Below are 19,234 nucleotides of genomic sequence, written 5' to 3' on the forward strand. Positions count from 1 at the left end.
CCCGGGCGCGCCGCCCGCGGACGTGGAGCGCGTCGCCGAGGCCATGGCCGCCGCGATCCGCCTGCCCGGCTACGGCCACGCGGCCGCGTCGATGGCCGCCACCGACCACGGGGACGCGTTCGCCCGGATCACCGCTCCGACCCTCGTGCTCGTGGGCGAGCACGACGCGGTCTGCCCACCGGCGGAGAGCCGTCTCATCGCGGCCTCCGTGCCCGGGGCCCGGTACGCCGAGGTCCCGGGGGCCGGCCACCTCGCCCACGTGGAGCGGCCCGAGGCGTTCGCCGGCGCCGTGCGCGACTTCCTTCTTCCCCGTTCACAAGCAGAGGAGAACCCATCATGACCGAGAAGACCGCCACCGACCTGGACCAGCTCATCGACTCCTGCATCGCGAGCCGGGAGAGCCGCTACGAGGACTGGGACACGCTCGCGTTCCAGGCCAAGGCCGGCGACGAGTTCCGCCGCGCCCAGATCCGCTACATCGGTTCCGGCGCGACGGGGAACCACGAGACCGACGCGCGGATCCTGCCGTCCGAGCACTTCACGTTCTCGAACATGCGGCTCCCGGTCGGCGGCGTCGGGCCGGAGCACACCCACCACGACGTCGAGGAGGTCTTCTTCGTCCTGGAGGGCGAGCTGGAGGTCTCCGTCCACGACGTCGAGGACGGCACCCGGACGGCCAGCCGCGTGCTCGGCTACCGCGACCTCATCCGGGTCCCGGCCGGGGTGCCGCGGAGCCTGCGCAACGTCGGCGAGGGGGAGGCGCTGTTCTGCGTGATCATCGGCACGCGGAAGCCGCAGCTCCCGACCTACCCGCCGACCTCCCCGATGCACGGCGTCACGCGCGGTTGAGCGTCAGGCCAGGTCCCGGTCCCGGAAGCGTCCGGGACCGGGACCTTTCCTTTGGCGGCGCCCGCCGAGGAACGAGGAACGGCGCCGGGACCGAAACCGGTCCCGGCGCCGTCGTGTCGCGGGAGTGTCAGGGGCCGCTGGGCGCGCGCCTCACGGAACGAGGACGAACTTGCACCCGGCGCCCGCCATGGCCTGCGCGTAGGCGTCGGCGGCCTGCGCCAGCGGGACGGCGGTGGCGCGGACGGCGTCCGCGATGCCGACCCCGCCGAGCAGGACGGCGGCGGCGAGCTCTTCCTGGTAGCGCCGGACGGGCGTCGCGCCGGAGCTGAGCGTGATGGCCTTGGACCAGATGCCGCCGAGCCAGACTCCCAGGGGCGGCCGCGCACCGGGGGCGCCCGCCGGGTACACGCCCGCGACGGAGATGGCGCCGCCGTGCCGTACCACCCCGATGATGTCGTTGAGCGCCGCCGCGGCGGGCGTCCGGCCGTCCGCTCCGGCCGCCGCGACCGTCGCGTCGGAGACGCCGACGCAGTCGATGCCCGCGTCCACGTACGGGACGCCGGCGGTCTCGGCGACGATCTCGGGCAGTTCCCCGGACGCCAGGTCCGCGGCGGCGAACCCGGCGGCGCGGGCGTGCGCGAGCCGCTCGGCGTTGAGGTCGCCGACGATCACGGCGGCGCCGAGCATCCGGCACGCGACCGCCGAGGCGAGGCCGACCGGCCCGGCCCCCGCGACGTAGACGGTGGAGCCGGGGCCGACGCCCGCCGAGCGGGCCGCGTGGTAGCCGGTGGGCAGGATGTCGCCGATCATCGCGACGTCCAGCAGCCGCTCGCGGGCGAGGTCGGGGTCGGCGAAGACGTGCAGGTTGAAGTCCGCGTACGGGACGAGCGCGTATTCGGCCTGCATGCCGGCCCACCCGCCGAAGCCCTCGCCCATCCCGTAGGTGGCGCCGGGCCGGGCCGGGTTCGTGCGCAGGCAGTGCCCGGTCCGCCCGGCCCGGCAGTTCGCGCACCGCCCGCAGGCGACGTTGAACGGCACCGAGCACACGTCCCCGACCCGCACGCGCTCCACGTCCCGGCCCGTCTCGACGACGACGCCGGTCAGCTCGTGCCCGAGCACCATGCCCTCGGCGGCGCCGGGCCCGTGCAGTGTGTGCAGGTCCGAGCCGCAGACGCAGGTGGCGAGGGTCCGCACGATGACGCCGTGGTCGCAGCGGCGCGGCAGCACGCCCGGCGCCGCGCGGGTCTCCAGTGCGGGCATCGGCGCCTCGCCCACCACGGCGCGTCCGGGCCCGGCGTACACGACGGCGCGCTGCGTCCCGTTCGACGAGGCGCCCCCGCCGGACGGCCCGGGGCCGGTCACAGCGGCGCCGGTCACAGCGAACCCGACGCCTCGTGCGAGCGCCCGCCGCGCTTGCCCGGCAGCAGGACCCGCTCCAGCACCTCCACGAGGACGAACAGCACGAACCCGATCACCGTCAGCCAGGCGATCGACGCGAACACCGTCAGGCTGTCCATGTCGCCGCGGGCGGTGATCAGCAGGACGCCGAGGCCCTTGTCGGCGCCGACGAACTCGGCCACCACCGCGCCGACGACGGCGAGGGTGATGCCGACCTTGACGCCCGCGAAGATGCTCGGCAGCGCCCACGGCCAGCGGATCTTCCAGAACGCCTGCCAGCGGCTCGCGCCCATCGACCGCACGAGCATCAGGCTCTCCGGGCGGGCCGCGCGGAACCCGACGAGCGAGTCGATGACCACGGGGAAGAAGCAGATCAGCGCGACCATCAGCACCTTCGGCAGCTGGCCGAAGCCGAACCAGATGATGAACAGCGGCGCGATCGCCACCTTCGGCACCACCTGCGCGATGATCAGCAGTGGGTAGATCGCGCGCCGCGCGACGCCGCTGTAGACCATGGCGACCGCGATGGGCAGCGCGACCACCACGGCCAGCGCGAACCCGGCGAAGATCGCCACGATGGTCGGCACCGACTGGTCGGCGAACGTGCCGAAGTCGCCGAACATCTTCCGGACGACGTCGCCGGGCGCGGGGAGCACGTACTCCTCCACCGCCCCGGACGAGCAGACGGCCTGCCACACCGCGACGATGATCGCGACCAGGATCAGCGGCAGCACCCAGTCGGCGGCCCGGGACTCCAGGAACCGCTTCCCGGCGGGCCGCCGGGCCCGCACGGCCGGCCGGCCCGGGGCGGGCGGCGTCGCCCCGCCGCCCTCCGGTCCCGGCCCCTGCCCTGTCCCCTTCCGGGCGTGCTTGGACCGCACCGTGCCGCTCACTTGGGCTCCTCCCTCAGGACGCCGAGGTTCTCGAAGACGCCGCGGATCTCGCCGACGAGGTCGGTGAACTCCCGGCCGGTCCGCGCGCTCAGGTGCCGCGGGCGCTCCAGCGGCACCCGGAACTCGGCCGCGATGCGGGCCGGGCGCGGCGAGAACACCAGCACCCGGTCGGCGAGGAAGACGGCCTCGTCGATGCTGTGGGTGACGAAGACGACCGTCTTGCGGCGCTCCATCCACATCCGCTGCAGGTCGATCTGGATCTGGTCGCGGGTGAGGGCGTCGAGCGCGCCGAACGGCTCGTCCATCACCAGGATCTGCGGGTCGTGCAGCAGCGCCCGGCACAGCGCCACGCGCTGCTGCATGCCGCCGGACAGCTCGTCGGGGTAGGAGTCCTCGAACCCGCCGAGGCCGACCTGCCCGAGCAGTTCGCGGGCGCGCCGCTCGGCCTCCTGCCGGGGAGCGCGGCGGATCTCGCTCTGCAGCAGGACGTTCTGCAGCGCCGTCCGCCAGGGCAGCAGCTCGGCGCCCTGGAAGACGAAACCGAGGTCGGTGTAGGGCTTGAGGACCGGTTCGCCCTGCACCCGGACCTGGCCGGTGGACGGCTGCGTCAGCCCGGCGAGGGCCATCAGCAGGGTGCTCTTGCCGCAGCCGCTCGGCCCGACGATGGCGAGGAACTCGCCGCGCTCCAGCTCGAAGGACATCTCGCTGACCGCGGTGACCGCGTCGAAGGACTTGGTGAACCGGTCGAACTCGATGAAGGGGGCGGTCGCGCCGGGCATCGGCTACTTCCCTCCGAACGCGTCGGAGCAGCCGGACAGGAAGGCGTTGCTCGCCGCGTCCGCCGGGGTGATCTTGCCGGGGTCGACGCCGCCGTACTGCTCCATCACCCGGATGGTGCTCTTCCAGTCGTCGGCGGAGGTGCAGCCGAACGGCTGGCCCTTCGTCCGGTCGGTGGTGAGCAGCTTCGCGGACGCGAGCCACTGCTGCTTGACGACCTCCTTGGAGAGGCTGGTCGTCTTGACGAACCTGAAGAAGGACTCCACCGCCGCGTCGGTGTCGGCGTTGGTCGTCTGGACCGCCTCGGCCGTCGCGGCGAGGAACTTGCGGAGCGTGCCGGCGTCACCGTCGGCGAACTTCTTCGAGGTGACGATGCCGGAGCTGAGCACGTCGAGACCGGAGTCGGCGTAGCCGAGGACGGTCAGGTCGCACTTGCACTTGACCTTCATGTTCGGCTCGGTGACGTTGAGGAGCCCGAAGGTGAACTGCGTCTTGCCCTGGACGAACAGGCTGTCGCGGGTGGGCACGTCGACCTTGTTGAGCTTGACCGAGTCCGGGTCGAGGCCGGTGGCCTTGGCGAACGCGGGGAAGACCGTCTCGGGCGCGGACCCGGCGGTGAACCCGGCGGTCTTGCCCGCCAGGTCCTTGGCGCCGGTGATGCCGGAGTCCTTCCGGGCGAAGACGGCCAGCGGCGACTTCTGCACCATCCCGGCGACCATCTTGACCGGCATGTGCTTGCCGACGGCCTGCACCAGCGCGCCGGCGTCGGCGTAGCCGATGTCGTCGGAGCCGTTGGCGACCGTCTGCAGGGTGGTCGCCGACCCCTTCCCCGGGTTGAGCGTGACGTTGAGGCCGTGCTTGGTGTAGATGCCCTTCTCCACGCCCACGATGAGGGGGAGGACGGCTCCGGTGTAGAAGACGTCGGTGCGGACGGTGACCTTCGTGCGTCCGGAGGCGTCCTTCTCCGGCCCCGAGTCCCCGCATGCCGCGAGGGCGAGTGCCGCCGTCAGCGCCAGTGCGGCGCCGGTGAGGGCCCGGCGGCCCCGGCGGCTCCGGCGGGCCGTGCGGACCGCGGCGAAAGGTATGTGCATCGTGACCTCGTGTGAAAGCTGGCTCGGCGGCGCGGACCGGTGGCCGTCCGTGGCGGTGCGCGGCCGTCCGAGCGGTGTTCCGCCGGGGGCTCGGCGGCAGGTGGTTCGTCCCGAAGTATCTGGGACCTAAATTACTTGTGTCAAGATATCTTGGTTCCGCTATTGTTTCGGACGGCTCCCACGGATCCGCTCCACTCTCATCACACGGACGGTGCAATGGACGACGGTGCAATGGACACGGTCGGGAAGGCGTTGGACGACTGGCGCCGGGAGCGTCCGGACCTCGACGCCTCGCCGATCGGCGTCTTCGGCCGCCTCCGCCACGTGGCGGAGCTCTCCCGCCAGGAGCTCGAGGCGTTCCTCGCCCCGTACGACCTGACGCCGAAGTCCTTCGACGTGCTGGCCAACCTGCGCCGCGGCGGGCCGCCCTACCGCAAGACGCCGTCCGAGCTCGCCGAGTCCTCGCTGCTGTCCAGCGGCGCGATGACCGGCCGGCTCGACGCGCTCGAACGGCAGGGCCTCATCCGCCGCAGCCCGCACCCGAACGACCGGCGGGTGATGTTCGCCGAGCTGACGCAGGTCGGCCTCGGCCTCATCGACGACGTGTTCGCCCGCCACCTGGCGAACGAGGAGACCCTGCTCGCCGGCCTGTCGGCGGAGCAGCGGACGCAGGTGATCGACGGCCTGATGCTGCTGCAGCGCTCCATCGAGACCGCCGTCGCCGGGCGTGCCGTCGCCCCGCCGCGCCGCCCGCGCCGCACGTCCCGCAGCTCCTCCTGACGGCCGGGGCGCCGCTCCGCACGACGCCCCGGGCGCCCTCACGACGCCCAGGGGAGGGGCGCCTCCGCCAGGTCCCAGTAGACGCTCTTCTGCCGCGCGTAGGCGAGGATCCCCTCGCGGCCCTTCTCGCGGCCGATGCCGCTGGCCTTCATGCCGCCGAACGGCGTGGAGATGCTGAACTGCTTGTAGGTGTTGATCCAGACCGTGCCCGCGTCGATCCGCCGGGCGACGCGCCAGGCGCGCCGGTAGTCGCGGGTCCAGATGCCGCAGGCCAGCCCGTAGACCGAGTCGTTGGCCTGCGCGATCAGGTCGTCCTCGTCCTCGAACGGCAGCACCGCGAGGACGGGCCCGAAGATCTCCTCCTGGCAGGTGGCCGAGCCGTTCGGGAGCCCCTCCAGGACGGTCGGCAGGTAGTAGGCGCCCGCCGCGAACGCGGCGCCCTCCGGCGCCCGCCCGCCGCACAGCACCCGGGCCCCCTCCCCGCGGGCCCGCTCGACCATCCCGGCCACCCGGTCCCGGTGGGCGTGGGTCACCAGCGGCGCGACCTGCGTCGCCGGATCGGCGCCCGGCCCGACGCGCAGCGCCCCGGCGCGCGCCACGAGCTCGTCCACGACCCGCCGGTACACCGCGGAGTGGACGAAGAGGCGCGAGCCGGCGACGCAGCTCTGCCCGGACGAGGAGAAGACGCCGAACAGCAGCCCGGCGATGGTGCGCTCCAGGTCGGCGTCGGGGAACACGATCGTCGGGGACTTCCCGCCGAGCTCCAGCGAGACCGGCATGATCTTCTCCGCGGCCACCGCGCCGATGGCCCGCCCGGTGGCGGTGCCGCCGGTGAACGACACCTTGCCGACGCCGGGGTGCCGGACGATCGCGTCGCCGGTGACGCCGCCGGGGCCGGGCAGCACCGACAGCAGCCCGGCGGGCAGCCCGGCCTCCTCGATCACCCGGCCGAGGGCGAGCGCCACGAGGGGGGTCCACTCGGCGGGCTTCAGCACGACCGCGTTGCCCGCGGCGAGCGCTGGGGCGATCTTCTGCGCGTCGCTGGCGATCGGCGAGTTCCACGGGGTGATGGCGCCGACCACGCCGATCGGCTCGTGCACGCTCATGGTCAGGTACGGCCCGCGCGGGGGCGTGAGGCCGTCCTCCATCGTCTCCAGGGCGGCCGCGAAGTACCGGAACGTGGCCTGGGCGCTGGCCACCAGCGCCCGCGTCTCGTTGATCGACTTGCCGGTGTCGCGCGTCTGCAGCGCCGCGAGCCGCTCGGCCGCGCCGGCGATCCCGTCGGCGATCCGGACGAGGTACCGGGCGCGCTCGTGCGGCGGCAGGTCGCGCCAGGCGGGGTCGGCCGCGGCGGCGGCGCCGGCCCGGACCGCCTCGTCGACGTCGGCGGCGTCCGCGCCGTGCAGGCGGGCGATCACCGTCCCGTCCAGCGGGCTGCGCGAGGCGAACTCCGCCCCGGAGCCGCGCCGCCAGACCCCGCCGACCAGGATCTCGTCCGCACCGTCCGCGCCCATCGCCCCGTCCTCCCGCGATCGTAGATAGCTTGGAGTAAAGATATCAAGAACCCAGCCTTCTATGGGGTATTGCGCGGGCGCGGTTTATGAATCTAATGTCAGCTTCATTCTCGGTACGGATCGGAGCTGACATGTGCGACGGGCAAGTGGACGGGAGCGGGGCGGCGGGGGCGCGGCCATCGCGGCGGGCGGTCCTCGGGACGGCGGCGGTGGCGGGCATGGCCGCCTTCGGCGCGGTCGGCGCTCCGGGCCGGGCGCTCGCCGCGCCGGCACCCCAGGGCGGCGAACGGACGGACGCGCGGACGCGGCTGGTGCTGCTCGGCACCGCGGGCGGTCCGGTGCCGATCGCGGAGCGGTTCGGGATCTCCAGCGCCGTCGTCGTCGGTGACCGGACGTACCTGTTCGACGCGGGGCGCGGGTCGGCCAGCCAGTACGTGCGGGCGGGGCTGCCGCTGAAGTCGCTCAAGGCCGTCTTCGTGACGCACCTGCACGCCGACCACACCGCCGACCTGTTCAACTACCTGATGCTGGCGCAGGCCAGCCCGGACGGCGACGCCCTGGTGCCGCCGGTGCAGGTGTTCGGGCCGGGCCCGGCCGGGGCGATGGGGCCGCCGTTCGCGGGGCCGCGCCCCGTCCCGGACGTCAACCCGGACAATCCCACGCCGGGCCTGAAGGACCTGATCAACGGCAGCCTGGACGCGAACGCCTACACGTTCAACATCTACGGGCGGGAGGGCGCGACGCCGATCCATCCGGAGTCGATCCTGAGGCTCACCGAGATCGACGTGTCCCGGACCGGCGCGGACCCGCTGAAGAACCGCGCCCCGCGCATCCGCCCGTTCACCGTGTTCGAGGACGACCGGATCCGCGTGCAGGCGACGCTCGGCGCGCACGGCCTGGTGTTCCCGGCGTTCGGGTTCCGCTGCGAGACGCCGGACGGGGTGATCACCTTCTCCGGCGACACCGCCTACCACGAGAACATCATCGAGCTGGCGCACGGCAGCGACGTCCTCGTCCACGAGGCGGTCAGCGTGGACTACTACAAGGACAAGAACCAGAACGCGGCGTTCATCGAGCACCTGAAGGAGGCGCACACCGACGTCACGCAGGTCGGGGACGTGGCGCGGCTGGCGGGCGCGGGGAAGCTGGTGCTGAGCCATCTCGGCCCGGCGAAGCCGAGCATGGTGCCCGACCGCGTCTGGTACCAGGGCGCGCGCAAGTCGTACCGCGGGCCGGTGGTCGTCGGGAACGACCTGGTCACGGTGCCGCTGCGCGGGAAGCGGGGCTGACGTGGTGGAACGATCCATCGAGCAGCTGGCGGACGAGTTCGTCGTCGCCGTCGAGACCGGCGACCTGGACGCGATCCGCACGTCCCTCTACGCCCCGGACGCGGAGATCTGGCACAACACCGACGGCAAGGTGATCGGTGTCGAGGAGAACCTGCGGGTGCTGGGCTGGCTGACCGGGGTCCTGCGCGAGATGCGGTACACCGGGATCCAGCGGCGCCTCACGCCGGACGGCTACGTCCAGCAGCACGTGCTGCGCGGCGTCGTGCCGAACGGCGACGAGCTGACGCTGCGCGCCTGCTTCATCGTGACGGTGAAGGACGACCGCATCACTCGCCTGGACGAGTACCTGGACCCGGCGCAGAGCCGCTGCCTGGATCCCTATCGCCCCAGGTGAGGGGGAGGGTGTCGAGGCCGAGCACCAGGCTGGCGTGCTCGGCCGGGCGGGCGCCGTCGGGGACGCGGTAGTGCGGGATCCGGCGGTGCCACTCCTCCAGGGCGACGCGCAGTTCCAGGCGGGCCAGGTGCGAGCCGAGGCAGCGGTGCGGGCCGGCACCGAAGGCGATGTGCCGGTTGGACGCGCGGTCGAAGTCGACGGTCCGCGGGTCGGGGAACATGCGGGGATCGCGGTTGGCCATCGCGAGGGGCAGCATCACCATGTCGCCGGCGCGCATCGGGCAGCCCTGGGCCGTGACGTCCTTGACGAGCCTGCGGGCGGGCAGCACCAGGGAGTAGGCGCGCAGCAGTTCCTCGACGGCGTCGGGGACGATGCCGGGCTCCGCCGCGATCCGGGCCCGGTCGGCGTCGTGGCGGGCCAGGTGCCAGAACGAGTACGACAGCTGCGCGGCGACGGTGTCGAGGCCGGCGAGGAACAGCAGGGTGCACAGCTGCAGCAGCTCGCCGTCGGTGACGGGCCTGCCGTCCGGCTCGAAGGCGATCGCGGCGCTGACGACGTCGTCGCGCGGGTCCCGGCGCCGCTCGGCGATCAGCTCCTGGAACAGGGCGGTCACCTTGCCCATGGCCTCGACGCGCCCGCCCCGCGCCGGCGGCGCGTGCAGGATCGCGTACTCCCACTCCAGGAACTCCTCCAGCCGGGAGACGGGCAGCCCCATGAACTCCAGGAAGACGGCCGTCGGGTAGCGGCGGGCGAAGTCGGCGACGAAGTCGCACTCGCCCCGGGCGGCGAGCGCGTCGATCAGCTCGGCGCACCGGCGCCGGACGGCGCCCTCCATCGCGGCGGCGCGGGCCGGGGTGAACAGCGGGCGCAGCAGCCGCCGCCACATGGTGTGCTCGGGCGGATCCAGCATGACCGGGATCCACCGGTAGGACGGGTCCGGGTCGATGACGGCGATGGCGCGGCTGGAATGGGCGTCGGTGTCCTGGTAGGCGGCGAGGATGTCGGCGTACCGGGTCAGCACCCAGAATCCGTTCCGGGCGGAGCTGTGGAAGGCGGGGCACTCCTCGCGGAGCTCGTCCAGCATCGCGTGGGTGGTGCCGGGCGGCCGGGGTTCGCCGAAGGGGTCGAAGTCGATCCGAGGATGGCTCATCGCGCTCCCGCCCGCCGCGCGCGGCCCGTCGGCCGCACGTGGCGATCATAGGTTCCCGGAGCGCCTCCGGCTGGGATGCCCCTTTTCGGACGCCCTCAATATCCGGGAGACGCCCTCAATGCCCGGGGCGTCCGGTCGGCATCCAGGGCGGGCGGGTGCGCTCGTGGGCGGCGATGGCCGCGTCGCGGGCGAGGGTCAGGTCGATCTCGTCGAGGCCGTGGACGAGCCGGTGGTGCGCGGACTCGTCCAGCTCGAAGGGCGCGTCGCAGACGCCCGCGCAATGGACGGTCCGCGCGGCGACGTCCACGACGATCTCGGTCGCGGGGTCGGCGGTGACGGCGGCGAGCAGGGCGGACACGACGTCCGGCGCGGCCCGCACCGGGACGAGGCCGCTGTTCGGCAGGTTGCCGCGGAAGATGTCGGCGAAGCTCGGCGCGATGATCGCGCGGAAGCCGAAGTCGCGCAGCGCCCACGGCGCGTGCTCGCGGGACGAGCCGCACCCGAAGTTCGGGCCGCTGACCAGGATCGACGCCCCGGCGTACGCCGGATCGTTCAGCACGAACGCCGGGTCGCGGCGCCACTTCTCGAACAGCCCGCCGGCGTAGCCGGTGCGCTCGACGCGCTTCATCCAGCGGGCCGGGATGATCTGGTCGGTGTCGACGTCGGACCGGTCGAGCGGGACGGCCCGTCCGGCGACGCGGGTGACGGGTTCCATCAGCGCACCTCCCCGAGGTCGGCGGCGCTCGCGAGGTGCCCGAGGACGGCCGACGCGGCGGCGGACGCGGGCGAGACGAGGTGGGTGCGGGCGCCGGGCCCCTGGCGGCTCTCGAAGTTGCGGTTGGACGTGGACGCGCTGTGCGCGCCGGGCTCGACGACGTCGCCGTTCATGCCGACGCACATCGAGCAGCCGGACGAGCGCCACTCGAACCCGGCGGCGCGGAACACCTCGTCCAGGCCCTCGTCCTCGGCCTGCCGCTTCACGCGGGTGGAGCCGGGGACGGCGAGCGCCCGGACGGACGGAGCGACGCGGCGGCCGCGCATCACGTCGGCGGCGGCGCGCAGGTCGGCGAGGCGCCCGTTGGTGCAGGAGCCGATGAAGACGGTGGAGACCGCGATGTCGCGGAGGGCGGTGCCGGGGGCGAGGTCCATGTAGGCGAGGGCGCGTTCGGCGGCGGCGCGCTCGGCGGCGTCGCCGAACGAGGCCGGGTCGGGGACGGTGCCGTCGATGCCGGTGGTCTGGGCCGGGTTGGTGCCCCAGCTCGCCTGCGGGCCGATGGCGGACGCGTCGATGACGGCCTCGCGGTCGAAGGCGGCGCCGTCGTCGGTGCGGAGGGTGCGCCAGTCGTCCAGCGCGCGTTCCCAGAGCCGGCCGCGCGGGGAGCGTTCGCGGCCCTCCAGGTAGGCGAACGTGGTGTCGTCGGGTGCGATCATCCCGCTGCGGGCGCCGGACTCGATGGCCATGTTGCACACGGTCATCCGGCCCTCCATCGGCAGCGCGGCGATCGCGTCGCCGCGGTACTCGATGAGGGTCCCGGTGCCGCCGGCGGTGCCGATCCGCGCGATGATCGCGAGCGCGAGGTCCTTGGCGGACGTGCCTGGACGCGGCGTCCCGCGCACGGTGACGGCCATGGTGCGGGGACGCGGCATCCACAGGGTCTGGGTGGCGAGGACGTGCTCGACCTGGCTCGTCCCGATGCCGAACGCGACCGCGCCGAACGCGCCGAGGGTGGCGGTGTGGCTGTCGCCGCAGACGATCGTCATGCCGGGCTGGGTCAGGCCCAGCTCGGGGCCGATGACGTGTACGACGCCCTGGCCGGGCGAGCCGAGCGGGTGCAGCTCGATGCCGTGCCGCGCGCAGTTCTCCTGCTGGACGCGGAGCTGGCGGGCGGCGAGGCCGTCCAGCAGGGACAGCGGGTCCGGCCCGGTGGGGACGTTGTGGTCGGCGGTCGCCACCGCGAGGTCGGGCCGCCGGACGGGCCGTCCGGCCAGCCGCAGCCCCTCGAACGCCTGCGGCGAGGTCAGCTCGTGCAGCAGGTGCATGTCGATGTAGAGGAGGTCGGCGTCGCCGCGTTCGATGACGTGGCGGTCCCAGACCTTGCCGGCGAGGGTCGTCACGAGGCCGCTCCCTGGACGACGTTCTCCAGCGGCCGCCCGGACGCGAGGCGGCGCGCGTTGCGGGCGGCGATGGCCACGCAGCGTTCCAGTGTCTCGCCGGTGAGCCACGCGACGTGCGGCTGGACGACCACGTTGTCCAGCGCGAGCAGCGGGTTCGCCGGGTCGGCGGGCTCGGTCGCGAACACGTCGAGCCCGGCAGCGCCGAGGTGCCCGGTGCGGAGCGCCTCGACCAGCGCCGCCTCGTCGACGACGCCGCCGCGCGAGGTGTTGACGAGGATCGCGCCCGGCTTCATCGCGGCGAGCCGGGCGGCGTCGATGAGCCGTTCGGTGGCCGGGGTCAGCGGCAGGTGCAGCGAGACGATGTCGGACGCGCCGAGCAGCTCGTCCAGCGGCCGCCACGACGGGTCGGCGTCCGTGCCGGACGGGCTGTGCCACAGCGCGGTCGCGCCGAGCGCGGTGAGCGGCGCCTCCAGCCGCCGGGCGACCGCGCCGTGCCCGACGAGCCCGACGACGCGTCCGCCGATCTCCCCGACGCGGTCGGCGAGGGCGGTGTCGAGGGGCCAGCCGTGCCCGGCGCGGGTGGCGGCGTCCAGCGGGACGACCCGGCGCAGCGCGGCGAGCATCAGCGTCAGCGCGGCCTCGGCGACGGCGGGCGCGTTGGCGCCGACCATGTTCGCGACGGTCACGCCGCGCGCGCGGGCCGCGTCCAGGTCGATGGTGTTGACGCCGGAGCCGAGCTTCTGGATCAGCTTGAGATCGGGGGCGCGGCGCAGGTCGTCCGCCGTGATCGGGCGCAGCACGTGCCACAGGACGTCGGTGTCGGGCAGCAGCGCGGCGAACCGGTCCTCGTCGTCCTCCGCGCACCAGCGCACGTCGAGGCCGTCGAGCAGCGGTTCCAGGCGCGCGAGCATCGCAGGCGTCGGCGCGAGATGGCACAGGACGCGCGGCGTCATGGTGCGAGCCCGGCGCGTCCGGCGTAGCGGGCGGCGGTGCCCAGCTCCTCCTCGACGCGCAGCATCTCGTTCCACTTGGCGGTCCGCTCGCCGCGCGTGGACGACCCGACCTTGAAGCCGCCGCTGCCCCAGCCGACCGCGAGGTGGACGATCGTGACGTCCTCGGTCTCGCCGGACCGCGCCGACACGATCGCGCCGAGCCCGCTCTCGGCGGCGGCGTCGAGCGCGGCGCGCGCGCGGGTGAGCGTGCCCGCCTGGTTCGGCTTGATCAGCACGGTGTTGGCGGTGCGCCGCGCGGCGGCGGCGCGGACGCGCTCGGCGTCGGTGACGAGGAAGTCGTCGCCGACGATCTGGATCCGGTCGCCGGCCGCCTTGGTGATCAGCGCCATGCCGTCGGGGTCGTCCTCGGCGAACGGGTCCTCGACCGACACGATCGGGAACCGGTCGAGCCAGCCGAGCAGGACCTCGCCCCAGCCGTCCCGGTCGTACTCACGTCCTTCGCGGGCCAGCCGGTACGTGCCGCCGGAGCCGAACTGGGTCGCGGCGACGTCGATCGCGATGCCGACCTGGTCGCCGGGGGTGAGGCCCGCGCCCTCGATCGCGGCGACGAGCGCTTCGAGGGCCTCGGCGTTGGAGTCGAACGCGGGCCACCAGCCGCCCTCGTCGGCGGTCCCGGCGAGCCGCCCGCGCTCGTCCAGCCAGCGGCCCGCGCTGCGGTGGATCTCGGCGGCCCAGTCGAGCGCCTGCGCGAACGAGCCCGCGGCGAGCGGGACGACCAGCAGGTCCTGGATGTCGAGCCGGCCGTGCGCGTGCGCGCCGCCGCCGAACACCTGGATCTCCGGCAGCGGCAGCCGCGTCGCCGCCGGGTCGAGGTGCCGCCACAGCGGCACGCCCCGCGCCGCGGCGGCGGCGTGCGCGACGGCCATCGACGTGGCGACCGCCGCGTTCCCGCCGATCCGGGAGAAGCCGGGCGTGCCGTCGAGCTCCTCGAGGCGCTGGTCGACGGCGGCCTGGCCGGTGACGTCCATCCCGGTGAGGGCGGCGGCGATGTCGCCGTTGACGGCCGCGACCGCGCGGGTCACGTCGTGCCCGCCGAACGCGTCGCCGCCGTCGCGCAGGTCGACCGCCTCGCCGGACCCGGTGGACGCCCCAGCGGGGGCGAGCGCCCGCCCGGTGCCGGCGGCGGTGCGCACGACGACCTCGACGGTCGGCCGGGCGCGCGAGTCCCAGCGGCGGTGGCCGGTGACGGAGATGATCTCGGTGCTCATGCGGGTTCTCCGGAGGTCAGGTCGAGCCAGCGGGCGGTCAGGGCGGCGAACCCGTCCGGCGGCCGCTCGACCAGGTCGGCGGCGGCGTGCCGGACGGTACGGCGGGCGTCCTCGTCCAGGTACTCGACCGGGGACAGGCCGTCGACGCGGGCCAGCGCGAGCGCGGGCAGCAGCCGCGCCGCCCGCACCTCCAGCCCGTTCGCCGGTTCCCAGTCGGCGCCGTCGAGGTAGGTGGCGGCGAGCGCGCGCGCCGCCTCGATGTAGCGGTCGCGTCCGGCGGGCCGCCAGACGGCCTTCAGCAGCAGATGGTTGGCGCAGAACGCCAGGTCGAAGGCCGGATCGCCGGGGCTCGCGCACTCGGCATCCAGCAGCACGGGGCCGTCCGGGCCGAGCAGGATGTTCTTCGGGCTGACGTCGCCGTGGACCACGGTGATCGCGGCCGTCGCGAGCCCCTCGGCCAGCGCCTCGAACCGCGGCGCGAGCCGGGGATGCGCCCGTGCCGTCGCGGTCAGGTACGGGTCGATCCGCAGCGTCGCGAACAGCTCCCGCGCGGGCTCCCACCCGGCCAGGGGCCCGCGTGCGGCACCCGAGTGCAGGGCGGCGAGCCGCCGCCCGACCTCCGCCGCCACCGGAACGTCGACGTCGCCCGCCGCGAGCCGCTCCTTCCACACCCTGTGGACGGACGGGTCGAGCCATTCGAGCACGAGGACGTGCCCGTCCGCGTCGTAGCCGAGCGGGCGGCACGCGGCGCCGGGCAGCAGGTCGGCGGCCAGCGCCAGCCAGCGCGCCTCCCACCCGGACCGCTCGGTCGGCGCCCGCCAGTCGCCCTCCACCTTGAGCCGCGGCAGCGCCCGCTTCGCGCAGACGGGCCCGTCCGGCAGGTCGACCCGCCACACGTCGGACGAGACGCCGCCGGTCAGCGGCTCGCCGCGCACCGGGCCCGGGCCCGCGAGGCCGAGCCGCCGCAGCCCGGCGGCGATCTCCGCGGGGACGTCGGCGGTCATCGGAAGCGCTTGCCGAGCCACGACGCGATCAGGTCGGCGAGGTCGTCGCGCGCGCCGTCCGGCGTGAGGAAGTAGTGGTCGCCGGACAGGTCGTGGCGCTCCTTGTCCTCCGCCGCGAGCGCGTCGTACATCGCGGCGGCGTCGCTGGGGAACACGCCGGTGTCGGCGTCGGCGTTGACGACCAGCGACGGCACGGTGATGCGGGCGAGGTGCGGGTGCGCGCGGGTCTGCGAGTCGTCCAGGCTCCACAGGTTCAGCCAGGTGCGCAGCGTGCAGGCGGCGGCGATGCCGAACACCGACCGGTTCGCACGCTCCGGCTTGCCCGGGTAGCAGCTGTTCGGGCGCCGGTTCGTCGGCTCGATGGACGGGTCGACCATGCGCGGGTCGGCCCACGTCCGGAACACGCTGAACGGCCGGTCGTGGTACCCGGCGGCGGACAGCCGGGCCAGCTCGTCCTTCACCCAGGCGGTGATGCGCCGGTTCCGGGCCTCCTGCGCGGCGCGGTACCGGGCGACGAACTCGGCGCTGTACGGCGGGCCGTTCTCGGGGTTGAACAGGTCGAGGGACGGGTCGGTCGCGACGGGGTCGGACTCGTCGGTGACCGACGCGTCCATCCAGGACGTGAGCACGTCGGGACGGCCGAGGTGGGCGGCGACGGAGATGTAGGCGTCGCCGGCGGGCAGGTCGTCGACCCCGGCGGCGAGGCGCAGGCCCGGCAGCGTCGTGACGTTCGGCTCGACGGCCTGCGACTGGTACGCCGCCATCAGCGAGCCGCCGCCGGAGTTGCCGAGCAGCACGACGGTCTCGACCCCGGCGACCTCGCGCAGCCACCGCACGCCCACGCCGATGTCCACGAGTGCGTGGTCGAGCAGGAAGTGGCTCTCGTCGCCGCGGAACCGCGTGTTCCAGCCGAGGAACCCGAAGCCGCGCTCGGCCAGGTACTCGGCGAGGTAGTGCTCGGAGAAGTCGATCTGGTAGTGCGTCGCGATGAAGGCGACCTTCGGCCTCGTGCCCGCGCGCCGGTGGTAGAGGCCCTGGCAGGGGTGGCCGCCCGCGCCGGCCCGCCCGATCGTCGGGGAGGGGAGGCCCACGAAGGTGCGTTCGATCGTCATGCTGCTCCGTCCTGTCGTGCGGTGCCCTGTCGAGGGTCGCGCCGTGCGGTGGCGGCGTCGAGGGCGCGGCGGAAGTCGCGCGCCCCGGCGGTGATCCAGGCGTCGTAGGAGGTGTAGAGGAACCGGACGCCGAGGCCGGTGAACCGGTCGATCTGGCCGGCGGGGCACAGCGTGCCGGGCGCGGTTCCGACGGCCGCGATCCGGGTGAGCGTCGCGTCGATGGCGTCCGCGACCTCGGGGTGGTCGGGACGGCCCTGGTGCCCCATCGCCTGCGCGAGGTCGTTCGGCGCGACGAACACGACGTCGATGCCGGGCACGGCCGCGATCTCCTCCGCGTTGCGGAGCGCGTCCGGGTCTTCGAGCTGGACGACGAGGACGGTCTCGTCGTTCTCCTCGTCCAGGAACCCGGGACGGCCGTAGGAACGGCGTCCCCGCGACACCCCGCGCGCCCCCTGCGGCGCGAACTTGGCGGCGGCGACGAGCTGCCGCGCCTCGTCGGCGGTGCTCACCTGCGGGACGACGATGCCGTGTACGCCGAGGGTCAGCGCGCGCGCCACCAGCGACGGTTCGAGCGTCCGGACCCGGTACATGGCGGCCATGTCCCACAGCTCGCAGGCCCGGCTGAGATCGCCGATGCGGTCCCAGGTGACCGCGCCGTGCTCGCCCTCCAGCCACAGGCCGTCGAAGCCGAGCTGCCCGACGAAGTCGGCGGTGTCGGACGTCGCGGAGTGCCCGGCCACGACGACCGCGACGCGGCCCTCGTCGAGGGCCCGCTTCACCCGGTTCCCGCGTGCCGGGCCGGTCATCCGACGCTCCTTCCGCCCGCGGGCCAGTAGGCGGCCCGCAGATCGCGCTTGAGGATCTTGCCGCTGGGGTTGCGGGGCAGGTCGTCCACCACGTCGACCGAGGTCGGGCACTTGTAGTGGGCGAGGCGCTCGCGGCAGAAGGCGATCACCTCGTCCGGCGCGGGCGGCTCACCGCGCGCGACGATCAGCGCCTTCACGGTCTCGCCCCAGCGCTCGTGCGGCACCCCGATGACCGCCGCGTCGGCGATGCCGGGATGCGCCATGAGGACGTTCTCGACCTCGACCGGGTACACGTTCTCGCCGCCGGACACGATCATGTCCTTCACCCGGTCGGTGACGAACAGGTACCCGTCGGCGTCGAGGTAGCCCGCGTCGCCGGTGCGGAACCAGCCGTCCGGGGTCATCGCGGCGGCCTGCTCGGCGGGCCGGTTCCGGTACCCGGCCATCACCATGTCGCTGCGCGTCCAGATCTCGCCGACGTCCCCGGCGGGCAGCGGCTCGCCGGTCGCCGGGTCGCGGACGGACAGCTCGACGCCCTCGACCGCGCGCCCCGCCGACGCGAGCCGGTGCTCGGGCGCGCCGGGCGCGTGGTCGGCGGGCCCGAGGAACGTGATCGGCCCGCACGTCTCGGTGAGGCCGTAGCCCTGGACGAGCTCGCAGCCGAGCAGCTCGCGGGCCTCGACGAGGACGGCCGGCGCGATCGGCGACCCGCCGTAGATCAGCGTCCGGAGCAGCGAGAAGTCGGTCTCCTTCGCGACCGGGTCCCGCACGAGCATCCGCAGCAGCGCCGGGACGACCAGCGCGTGCGTCACCCGCTCCGACTCCAGCAGCCGCAGCACGTCCGCGGGCACGATGTCGCGGACGTACAGGGCGTGCGCGCCGACGCCGAGGCACAGGAACAGCCAGCCGCTGCCTGACACGTGGAAGGTGGGCGCGGGCACGAAGACGGTGTCGCCGGGGCCGATCGTCCACGGCGCGGGCTTGGCGAGGTTCGCGGCCACGTTCCGGTTGGCGAGCTGCACGCCCTTCGGGCGGCCGGTGGTGCCGGACGTGTAGAAGAGGAACGCCACGTCGCCGGGCTCGGCGGGCAGCTCCGGGTCGTCGGCGTCGTGACCGGCGAGCCACGCGTCGAGCGGGACGGCCGTCCCCTCGACGACGACGTGCGGCTCGGCGCCGTCCGCCGCCGGGAGCCCGAGCAGCGGCAGGAACTCCGGCTCGCACACGACCGCGACGGGCTCGGCGTCGGCGAGCACCTCGGCCGTCTCCGGCCGCGACAGCCGCCAGTTCAGCGGCACGCCCATCGCCCGGACCTTGGACGCCCCGACCAGGGTCACCGCCCAGCTGGTGGCGTCCCGGCCGAGGAACGCGACGCGGTCGCCGGGCGCGGCGCCGACGGCGAGCAGCGCCCGGGCGAGGCGGGAGCTCAGCGCGTCCAGCCCGGCGAACGTCAGCGAGCGGCCGCCGCCCGTCGACACCGCCGGGGCGCCGGGGCGCGTCCGCGCCCAGTGCCGGACCATCCCGGCCGGAGATCCGTCCGTCCCCATGCGGCCTCCTCTGCCATATCTAAATCTGACGTTGGAATCATGTTAGAAGCGCACGAGGTTTGGCAACCCCCCGCCTCGACCGGCGTCACCCCAGCTAGTCGGCCCGCCAGTAGGTCACCCCAGCTAGGGCCTGTTTCTTGGATCAGGTACGTAGCCAGATGAGCAGGACGGCGATGGTGATGGTGCCGGTGAACAGGTAGCGGCGTTTGTCGAAGCGGGTCACGACGGCGCGGAACTGCTTGAGGCGGTTGATGGCGCGTTCGACGGTGTTGCGTTGCTTGTAGCGCTCGGGGTCGA

19 protein-coding genes are annotated in these 19,234 nt (G+C 74.1%); 5 read left to right on the forward strand and 14 right to left on the reverse strand.

The genetic code is table 11. From position 1 onward, the window contains the following. Both F9B16_RS38340 and F9B16_RS38345 read left to right on the forward strand, forming a co-directional pair. Nucleotides 1-340, forward strand: a 340-nt coding sequence (locus tag F9B16_RS38340; protein ID WP_151545139.1) for an alpha/beta fold hydrolase, incomplete at its 5' end; no start/stop codon positions are given. Further along, nucleotides 337-849, forward strand: a complete 513-nt coding sequence (locus F9B16_RS38345) for a cupin domain-containing protein (protein WP_151545140.1) — start codon at nt 337-339, stop codon at nt 847-849. The genes F9B16_RS38340 and F9B16_RS38345, both read left to right, overlap by 4 nt. 150 nt (nt 850-999) lie before the next feature. Here F9B16_RS38345 and F9B16_RS38350 read toward each other — a convergent pair whose 3' ends face one another. Genes F9B16_RS38350 through F9B16_RS38365 form a run of 4 tightly spaced genes read right to left on the reverse strand, consistent with a single transcriptional unit; the run spans nt 1,000 to nt 5,008 of the window. After that, a complete protein-coding gene (locus F9B16_RS38350; protein WP_225992314.1) occupies nt 1,000-2,226 on the reverse strand; it encodes an alcohol dehydrogenase catalytic domain-containing protein in 1,227 nt (408 codons plus the stop codon). Next, nucleotides 2,223-3,140, reverse strand: a complete 918-nt coding sequence (locus F9B16_RS38355; protein ID WP_151545141.1) for an ABC transporter permease — start codon at nt 3,138-3,140, stop codon at nt 2,223-2,225. The genes F9B16_RS38350 and F9B16_RS38355 overlap by 4 nt, the downstream gene beginning before the upstream one ends. Then, complete coding sequence (locus F9B16_RS38360) at nt 3,137-3,919, reverse strand: ABC transporter ATP-binding protein (RefSeq protein ID WP_151545142.1); 783 nt, start codon at nt 3,917-3,919, stop codon at nt 3,137-3,139. Before F9B16_RS38360 ends, F9B16_RS38355 begins: the two co-directional genes overlap by 4 nt. A gap of 3 nt (nt 3,920-3,922) precedes the next feature. After that, the gene (locus F9B16_RS38365; protein ID WP_151545143.1) at nt 3,923-5,008 is read right to left on the reverse strand and encodes an ABC transporter substrate-binding protein; all 1,086 of its coding nucleotides are present in this window, start codon (nt 5,006-5,008) and stop codon (nt 3,923-3,925) included. Nucleotides 5,009-5,224: 216 nt separating this feature from the next. Between F9B16_RS38365 and F9B16_RS38370 the strand changes: the two genes are divergently transcribed. Continuing rightward, nucleotides 5,225-5,788 (forward strand): MarR family winged helix-turn-helix transcriptional regulator, encoded by a 564-nt coding sequence (locus tag F9B16_RS38370; protein ID WP_225992315.1) that lies wholly within the window; start codon nt 5,225-5,227, stop codon nt 5,786-5,788. A gap of 38 nt (nt 5,789-5,826) precedes the next feature. Here the strand turns inward: F9B16_RS38370 and F9B16_RS38375 are convergent, their stop codons facing one another. Then, entirely contained in the window at nt 5,827-7,302 is a 1,476-nt protein-coding gene (locus F9B16_RS38375) for an aldehyde dehydrogenase (RefSeq protein ID WP_151545144.1), read from the reverse strand. A gap of 131 nt (nt 7,303-7,433) precedes the next feature. Here F9B16_RS38375 and F9B16_RS38380 point away from each other — a divergent pair, with 131 nt between their 5' ends. Both F9B16_RS38380 and F9B16_RS38385 read left to right on the forward strand, forming a co-directional pair. Continuing rightward, nucleotides 7,434-8,591 (forward strand): MBL fold metallo-hydrolase, encoded by a 1,158-nt coding sequence (locus F9B16_RS38380; protein ID WP_151545145.1) that lies wholly within the window; start codon nt 7,434-7,436, stop codon nt 8,589-8,591. A 1-nt stretch (nt 8,592) separates the two neighbouring features. Then, entirely contained in the window at nt 8,593-8,985 is a 393-nt protein-coding gene (locus tag F9B16_RS38385; protein ID WP_225992316.1) for a nuclear transport factor 2 family protein, read from the forward strand. Here F9B16_RS38385 and F9B16_RS38390 read toward each other — a convergent pair. The 9 genes from F9B16_RS38390 to F9B16_RS38430 form a co-directional block, all read right to left on the reverse strand. Then, nucleotides 8,918-10,135: a cytochrome P450 gene (locus tag F9B16_RS38390; protein WP_151545146.1), complete on the reverse strand. Its 1,218-nt coding sequence runs from the start codon at nt 10,133-10,135 to the stop codon at nt 8,918-8,920. The genes F9B16_RS38385 and F9B16_RS38390 overlap by 68 nt on opposite strands. 115 nt (nt 10,136-10,250) lie before the next feature. Next, a complete protein-coding gene (leuD, locus tag F9B16_RS38395) occupies nt 10,251-10,850 on the reverse strand; it encodes a 3-isopropylmalate dehydratase small subunit (RefSeq protein WP_151545147.1) in 600 nt (199 codons plus the stop codon). Beyond that, on the reverse strand, nt 10,850-12,250 hold the full coding sequence (gene leuC / locus F9B16_RS38400) for a 3-isopropylmalate dehydratase large subunit (RefSeq protein WP_225992317.1): 1,401 nt from the start codon (nt 12,248-12,250) through the stop codon (nt 10,850-10,852). Before leuC ends, leuD begins: the two co-directional genes overlap by 1 nt. Next, nucleotides 12,247-13,203, reverse strand: coding sequence for an NAD(P)-dependent oxidoreductase (locus tag F9B16_RS38405; protein ID WP_151545148.1), 957 nt, complete (start codon nt 13,201-13,203; stop codon nt 12,247-12,249). The genes leuC and F9B16_RS38405 overlap by 4 nt, the downstream gene beginning before the upstream one ends. Next, nucleotides 13,200-14,471: a phosphopyruvate hydratase gene (gene eno / locus F9B16_RS38410; RefSeq protein ID WP_151545149.1), complete on the reverse strand. Its 1,272-nt coding sequence runs from the start codon at nt 14,469-14,471 to the stop codon at nt 13,200-13,202. The genes F9B16_RS38405 and eno overlap by 4 nt, the downstream gene beginning before the upstream one ends. Next, complete coding sequence (locus F9B16_RS38415) at nt 14,468-15,475, reverse strand: phosphotransferase family protein (RefSeq protein ID WP_151545150.1); 1,008 nt, start codon at nt 15,473-15,475, stop codon at nt 14,468-14,470. Before F9B16_RS38415 ends, eno begins: the two co-directional genes overlap by 4 nt. Next, nucleotides 15,472-16,587 (reverse strand): alpha/beta hydrolase family protein, encoded by a 1,116-nt coding sequence (locus F9B16_RS38420; protein ID WP_151545151.1) that lies wholly within the window; start codon nt 16,585-16,587, stop codon nt 15,472-15,474. The genes F9B16_RS38415 and F9B16_RS38420 overlap by 4 nt, the downstream gene beginning before the upstream one ends. Next, nucleotides 16,584-17,393: an HpcH/HpaI aldolase family protein gene (locus tag F9B16_RS38425; protein WP_151545152.1), complete on the reverse strand. Its 810-nt coding sequence runs from the start codon at nt 17,391-17,393 to the stop codon at nt 16,584-16,586. The genes F9B16_RS38420 and F9B16_RS38425 overlap by 4 nt, the downstream gene beginning before the upstream one ends. Further along, a complete protein-coding gene (locus F9B16_RS38430) occupies nt 17,390-18,937 on the reverse strand; it encodes an AMP-binding protein (protein ID WP_151545153.1) in 1,548 nt (515 codons plus the stop codon). Before F9B16_RS38430 ends, F9B16_RS38425 begins: the two co-directional genes overlap by 4 nt. Nucleotides 18,938-19,234: the final 297 nt, after the last annotated feature.

Source organism: Actinomadura montaniterrae (assembly GCF_008923365.1).
In the GTDB taxonomy this organism is placed as follows: domain Bacteria; phylum Actinomycetota; class Actinomycetes; order Streptosporangiales; family Streptosporangiaceae; genus Spirillospora; species Spirillospora montaniterrae.

What these genes read in the sequence shown, in the direction of transcription:
- F9B16_RS38345 (WP_151545140.1), top strand. Translation starts at nt 337, where the DNA reads ATGACCGAGAAGACCGCCACCGACCTGGACCAGCTCATCGACTCCTGC.
- F9B16_RS38360 (WP_151545142.1), bottom strand. Translation starts at nt 3,919, where the DNA reads ATGCCCGGCGCGACCGCCCCCTTCATCGAGTTCGACCGGTTCACCAAG.
- F9B16_RS38365 (WP_151545143.1), bottom strand. Translation starts at nt 5,008, where the DNA reads ATGCACATACCTTTCGCCGCGGTCCGCACGGCCCGCCGGAGCCGCCGG.
- F9B16_RS38370 (WP_225992315.1), top strand. Translation starts at nt 5,225, where the DNA reads ATGGACGACGGTGCAATGGACACGGTCGGGAAGGCGTTGGACGACTGG.
- F9B16_RS38375 (WP_151545144.1), bottom strand. Translation starts at nt 7,302, where the DNA reads ATGGGCGCGGACGGTGCGGACGAGATCCTGGTCGGCGGGGTCTGGCGG.
- F9B16_RS38380 (WP_151545145.1), top strand. Translation starts at nt 7,434, where the DNA reads ATGTGCGACGGGCAAGTGGACGGGAGCGGGGCGGCGGGGGCGCGGCCA.
- F9B16_RS38390 (WP_151545146.1), bottom strand. Translation starts at nt 10,135, where the DNA reads ATGAGCCATCCTCGGATCGACTTCGACCCCTTCGGCGAACCCCGGCCG.
- leuD (WP_151545147.1), bottom strand. Translation starts at nt 10,850, where the DNA reads ATGGAACCCGTCACCCGCGTCGCCGGACGGGCCGTCCCGCTCGACCGG.
- F9B16_RS38405 (WP_151545148.1), bottom strand. Translation starts at nt 13,203, where the DNA reads ATGACGCCGCGCGTCCTGTGCCATCTCGCGCCGACGCCTGCGATGCTC.
- eno (WP_151545149.1), bottom strand. Translation starts at nt 14,471, where the DNA reads ATGAGCACCGAGATCATCTCCGTCACCGGCCACCGCCGCTGGGACTCG.
- F9B16_RS38415 (WP_151545150.1), bottom strand. Translation starts at nt 15,475, where the DNA reads ATGACCGCCGACGTCCCCGCGGAGATCGCCGCCGGGCTGCGGCGGCTC.
- F9B16_RS38420 (WP_151545151.1), bottom strand. Translation starts at nt 16,587, where the DNA reads ATGACGATCGAACGCACCTTCGTGGGCCTCCCCTCCCCGACGATCGGG.
- F9B16_RS38425 (WP_151545152.1), bottom strand. Translation starts at nt 17,393, where the DNA reads ATGACCGGCCCGGCACGCGGGAACCGGGTGAAGCGGGCCCTCGACGAG.
- F9B16_RS38430 (WP_151545153.1), bottom strand. Translation starts at nt 18,937, where the DNA reads ATGGGGACGGACGGATCTCCGGCCGGGATGGTCCGGCACTGGGCGCGG.